This is a genomic window from Streptomyces sp. NPDC058307 (assembly GCF_042880295.1).
Lineage (GTDB): Bacteria > Actinomycetota > Actinomycetes > Streptomycetales > Streptomycetaceae > Streptomyces.
This window is the reverse complement of the sequence record NZ_JBHVYZ010000135.1, coordinates 1-4,941: the sequence shown is the minus strand read 5'-3', so window position 1 is coordinate 4,941 and position 4,941 is coordinate 1. Positions and strand designations below refer to the sequence as shown.

Sequence of the window (4,941 nt, the reverse complement as noted above, 5' to 3'; positions counted from 1 at the left end):
ACGCGGTTCCCAGAGCCTCGCCCGGCCGGTCAGGGCGAGCATGGGCATCCAGGCCGGCAGGTCGAGCGCGATGAGGCCTTGTTGATCACTTCGTCGAGGAGCGCGACGATGGCGTCGCCGAACCCGATCGGGTCGTCGCAGGGGGTGAAGTGCCCGAGCCCTTCGGCCTTGACGAACTTGGCGCCCGGGATGAACTTCTCGACGGCCGGGCCGCCGCTCACGTCGTCGTCGCCGGCGGGGTCGTACTCGCCGGTGACGACGTAGACGGGCTTCGCCTGGGCGTCGATCTTGTGCAGGGGGATGGGGCCGTGCGCCGCCGAAGCTCTGCGTGTGCGGTACCCGGACCTCGACGAGTTGGACGCCAAGGTGTGGAGCTCCACGACAATGGCCCTGACCCGTCTCTTCCAGCGCAACGCCACCGCTGCGGGGCTCAGCTACGCGGACGCCGCTCAGGATGTCTTCGATCGGCTCGGCACTCTGACGCAGGCCTCCTCGGTGCGTCGGGGCGCCGCTGGTTCGAACCGGTCGGGCAACGCTGGCTATTGACTCCCACCGGCATTGTTAACTGGTACCGGTGACAGGCGGTGAGGGTCTCAGGCGAGTGCGATCACGGCCGCCGGTGCCGTGACCTCGCAGGTACGAGGCGTCCGATGGACGGGCCGGGGGTCGGCCACACGAGCGAGCGGGACCCCTGCAGACGAGTCGGGCCGAACCGGTCACCGACCTCAGTTCAACGGCCCCGCACCCGCTGCGAGTAGTCGCGGCGCGCGTGTCCTTGGCGTTCATGGCGTTGCGGCCGCCGCTGCTTCGTTGATGTCGGTCGGGGTCAGGACGCGGCGCCTCCCGCCGCTACGGGCCGTCTGGATCATGGCCTGGCCCAGCTGCACACTGGTGGTGACGTAGCGCGGCGGGATGCGCCGCAGCAGCGGGTACAGCGGAGTGAGCAGCCGGTACATCAGGACGTGGACCCTGGCCTTCGCCTTGGTACCCGGCCGGGGCAGGACGAACGCAGGGCGGAACATGCGGGCCCGCGGTGACAGCTCCAGCAGGGCGTTCTCCGTCTCGCCCTTCACACGCGCCCACATCATGCGGCTCTTGCCGGTCCTGTCGGTGCGACGCCGGAGACGTAAGCGAAGGCGAGGCCGGGACTGACGGCCAGCAGGGCGCGGGCGGCGGCGAGCGGGAAGTCGTAGGAGACGACCCGGTAGTCGGCCTCGCTCATGCCGATGGCCGAGGTCCCCAGGCAGTAGAAGCAGGCGCCGTAGCCGGTCAGCCGGTCTTGAACGGCGGTGAAGTCGGTGAAGTCCTCGTGGCGGAGCTCGTGGAGCTTGGGGTGAGCGCGGCCCGTGGGGGCTCATCCGCCAGGCCGGTGGTGGTACCGGCCTGGCGGGGGCGCTTTCGGTCAGGCGAGGTTCTTGGTGAAGAACTCGTCGAACCTGTCGAAGGGGATGAGGTCTTTGCGGTCGTACAGGTCGACGTGGTCCGCGCCTGGGACGATTACGAGGTCGATGCTGTCGGGCGCCTTGGCCTGGATGTCCTCGGAGTAGTAACGGGAGTGCGCGTCGGCGCCTGCCACCAGGAGGGCCTTGCGGGGTGCCAGCATGTCGATGTTCGTCGCCAGCTGGAAAGCGAAGAACGACATCGGCGTGGTGCCGGTGAATGCGGTGGTGGAATTGATCGAGCGCGGGTGGTAGCCGCGCTCGGTGCGGTAGTAGTCGAAGAAGATCGCCGTGATCGGGTCGGCGTCTGCCGGGAGGGTCTCGGGAAGGACGCGGTTTGTGGGGGCGACGTTCCCGTTGTCGTCGAAGGGGACCTCGTGTGAGAGTCGCGCGTAGGTGCCGTTCTTGGCGTCGATCCAGCGCTGCCGGCTGAGGTGGTCCACGACCTTCTGGCGCTGCTCACGTGTGTAGTAGTCCTTGTGGCCGCGGGACATGCTGCGCGACATGTCGTACATCGAGGCCGTGGCGACCGCCTTGATACGGCTGTCTGCAGCCGCCGCGGTGAGCGCCATGGCGCTCAAGCCGCAGATGGCCTGCGCGCCGATCCGCTTGCGGTCAACGATCTTCTGCAGGCCGAGGAAGTCGACGGCGGCGCTGTAGTCCTCGGTGTAGATGTCTGGCGAGGCCACGTCGCGCACCGTGCCGCCGCTCTCCCCGGAGAAGGAGGGGTCGAAGGCAAGGGCCACGTAGCCGCGGCGGGCGAACTCGTTGGCGTAGAGCCCCGAGGACTGTTCCTTGACCGCGCCGATCGGGCCGCTGACCACCAGCGCGGGCAGCTTGCCCCTGGCGTTCTTCGGCTCGTAGAGGTCCGCGGCGACCTCGATGCCGTAGCGGTTCTTGAACCGCACCGAGGACCGCTTGACGTTCTTGAGCAGATCACCGAGCACGGGCCCGAGGTGTCGATGGAGCAGATCGCCGCTGCCGCGGGCGTCGCGGTCGGCACCCTGTACAAGCACTTCCCGAACAAGAACGAAGGCAGCGGGGCGCCGCCCTGCCCATGTCTCTACCGGTCCAGACGGGCAAGAACCGCCCCGCTCCGCCGAGGACCACGGACCCGACCATGAGGCCGACCACGACTCCCGGCCGCACCGACCACAGCCCGACCACGGCTGGTCAGCGCGGTGCGCCGCGATCCTGGACTCGCTGACCCGCGCCGCGTCGCAGGACGGACGCGAATGCGGCTCGCTCTGGACGACGTCCTGAACTTGGTCGTGCGCGCGACAGTCGACCAGCTCCAGACCCTGGGCAGATACCCCGTGACCAGCCCGCCCGGCCGCCGCGCGTCGTCTCGATGCGGTCGCGCAGCGCGGCGAGAACCTCGTACGCCTCGTGCCGGGAGCCCAGCATCCTGGTAGCGCTGACCGTTTCTGAGGCGCTGGTCCAGACCCGGCGGATGTAGTCCAGGGCGCGCGTCTGCCCGGAGCGCAGCGCGATGTGCCGGGCGTGGCGGCCGCCCTCGTGCTCGGGGTGCAGCAGGAGCTGGGTCAGCTGGTCGAGCGTTCCGCCGGCGCGGGACATGTGGCAGGCGATGGCCGCGCTGATCCGGTGCCCGTGCTCGGCCGCCCCCTGGCGGTCCGCGCGCAGGACCACGGCCCGCCCGTCGGAGGCGAGTCGGCTGTAACTGCCGGTGGCGTAGCGGCCGGTGAGGTCACCGAACGGGACGAGATCGGCGGCAGCCGGAGGCAGCAGGTGGAGGCCCAGCGGGCCGCGTGCGTGAGGGAGGTGTCGTCGGGGGAGTGGGTGCTGGGTGCTGGGTGGCACGGTGGGGTCGTCTCGCAAAGACGTGGACGCCACCCAGGCCCGCTAAAACCACGGGTGGTGTCCGGAACCGACCTCCATCGGCGCCGGCAGAGTCTCCAGGACGGCCGTCCTGGAAGCCCTCGTAAGCCTGGCCCCGAGCGGAGGCAGGCGTCCCCATCGCAGCTCGACCGAGTCGAAACAGAGCACCGCCAAAGTCCCCCACTCGTGATCCGCGCCGGTCAACTCAGGTCCCTCACAGGGCAGTTGCAGAGGACTGCTGCCTCTGACTGTCTCCGAGCGGCCCGGGTCGAACCAGGGTCGAATCAGAGCGATTTCCTCTGACTGCCGCCGCTCGCCTCTGCAACCCGTTCTAGCAGGTCACAGCCTCATCGCCCCCACACAAGCGCAGGTCAGGAAGATGCGCTAGCTGTACCACTGGTTCCTGGCTAAGGCGGTGGTGTGAGGCACGGGGTTCCCGTCCCTGTCGGCGGGGCTTCGTCGCCCCGCGTGCCGTGGTGGGAAGCAGGGGCAAAGAGGCTGGTCAGAGCGTGGCGCCGACCGGTACCGCCTGGCCTCGGCGGCCGGCAGGCCGGTCGCCAGGGGGAGAACGGGGTGTGGGCCAGCCATTCGCCGCGCACGATGGGCAGCGCATCCTGGTCGTCGCTGCGCGCCGGCAGGGAGTTACTGGTTCTGGACCAGTTCGGGCCGGACGAGCGTGAGACGGTCTGCGCACCCAGGTCGTCACTCCTGCGTGATGCTCGTGATGCCCTTGGGCGTTTCCTGCACCATGGTCACCATCCTGGTGAGTGCAGCACGCATGTAGAGGATCCAGAGCTGCTTGAACGGCCCCGCGAGGATCCAGCGGCGGCCCGGCAGCGGCCGGAAGTCGTAGGTCCACCGGATCGACGTGCCGGTGCCGTCGGGCAGGAACGACCACTCGCCGCGCACCCCGGAGGTCAGCTTGGCCAGCACGTTGGTGAAGCCGCTCAGTTCGTAGGCGAACCCGTGCCCCTCCGCGATCTCGGTGAGCCGCTCGTCGGCCTTGGAGCCGTCGGTGAACCAGGTCTGGCGCGACGTCCCCGGCCGGTTCCAGGTGCCGGTCTGGTCGCGCACTTCCGCGACGCCGGGGAGCGGTCCCCACGGCTTGAACACCTGGGCGAGGTCGATCGGCACGATGACCTGGTAGGTATGGGCGGGGCTGGACGTTGCACGGGCGAACACGGTGATCGGGACACTGGTTTGGGTCATGCCATGAGCATCGCGGCCAGCGCCTGCCCGAAGCACGCACCTGTGCTGCTCAACCGTGCTCAGCGCTGCCCACAGCTCACTGCCTGGGCGCCTGGTGCGGCGGGGTCGGTGTGGGTGTGGTGGCCGGTTGTCGCAGCAGTTGTTCGGTGAGGCGTTCCTTGGCCAGGGCGAGGTGGCGCCGGTAGGTGCCGTAGGGCACTCCGAGTCGTCGGGCGGCAGCCCGGTGGGTGCGGGGGGCCGTGATGTAGGTGGTGGTGAGGGCCTCGTGGGCTTTGACGCCCGCGGGGTCGCTCTGTATCGCGTCGAGGGCGGCGGTGATGGCGCCGCGCAGGTCCGCGCTCGGGTCGGGTGAGCCGGGCGGCACGAGATGCGAATACACCAGGGCGCTGGTCGCGAATTCGCGTGGGGTGTGCCAGGTGCGCAGCGCCTCCAGTACTCCTTCCTCGAACGCGGC

At 69.4% G+C, this 4,941-nt stretch carries 7 protein-coding genes and 1 pseudogene; 1 reads left to right on the top strand and 7 read right to left on the bottom strand.

Going from position 1 to position 4,941, the window contains the following annotated elements:
• Positions 1–29 precede the first annotated feature (29 nt).
• The 4 genes from ACFVYN_RS40930 to ACFVYN_RS40915 all read right to left on the bottom strand — a co-directional run bounded on the left by ACFVYN_RS40930 (position 30) and on the right by ACFVYN_RS40915 (position 2,455).
• Positions 30–380 (bottom strand): alpha/beta fold hydrolase, encoded by a 351-nt coding sequence (locus ACFVYN_RS40930; RefSeq protein ID WP_390007911.1) that lies wholly within the window; start codon positions 378–380, stop codon positions 30–32.
• A gap of 402 nt (positions 381–782) precedes the next feature.
• A complete protein-coding gene (locus ACFVYN_RS40925; RefSeq protein WP_390007910.1) occupies positions 783–1,088 on the bottom strand; it encodes a hypothetical protein in 306 nt (101 codons plus the stop codon).
• Complete coding sequence (locus tag ACFVYN_RS40920) at positions 1,085–1,222, bottom strand: hypothetical protein (RefSeq protein WP_390007908.1); 138 nt, start codon at positions 1,220–1,222, stop codon at positions 1,085–1,087. Before ACFVYN_RS40920 ends, ACFVYN_RS40925 begins: the two co-directional genes overlap by 4 nt.
• 180 nt (positions 1,223–1,402) lie before the next feature.
• A complete protein-coding gene (locus ACFVYN_RS40915) occupies positions 1,403–2,455 on the bottom strand; it encodes an alpha/beta hydrolase (protein ID WP_390007907.1) in 1,053 nt (350 codons plus the stop codon).
• On the opposite strand from ACFVYN_RS40915, the gene ACFVYN_RS40910 reads away from it, so the two are divergent.
• A complete protein-coding gene (locus tag ACFVYN_RS40910) occupies positions 2,402–2,563 on the top strand; it encodes a TetR family transcriptional regulator (RefSeq protein WP_390007905.1) in 162 nt (53 codons plus the stop codon). The genes ACFVYN_RS40915 and ACFVYN_RS40910 overlap by 54 nt on opposite strands.
• 49 nt (positions 2,564–2,612) lie before the next feature.
• Here ACFVYN_RS40910 and ACFVYN_RS40905 read toward each other — a convergent pair whose 3' ends face one another.
• The 3 genes and pseudogenes from ACFVYN_RS40905 to ACFVYN_RS40895 all read right to left on the bottom strand — a co-directional run.
• A complete protein-coding gene (locus tag ACFVYN_RS40905; protein WP_390007903.1) occupies positions 2,613–3,260 on the bottom strand; it encodes a hypothetical protein in 648 nt (215 codons plus the stop codon).
• Between the two features lie 720 nt (positions 3,261–3,980).
• Complete coding sequence (locus ACFVYN_RS40900) at positions 3,981–4,487, bottom strand: SRPBCC family protein (protein WP_390007902.1); 507 nt, start codon at positions 4,485–4,487, stop codon at positions 3,981–3,983.
• Between the two features lie 76 nt (positions 4,488–4,563).
• Positions 4,564–4,941, bottom strand: a pseudogene (locus ACFVYN_RS40895) (ATP-binding protein); the annotation flags it as partial.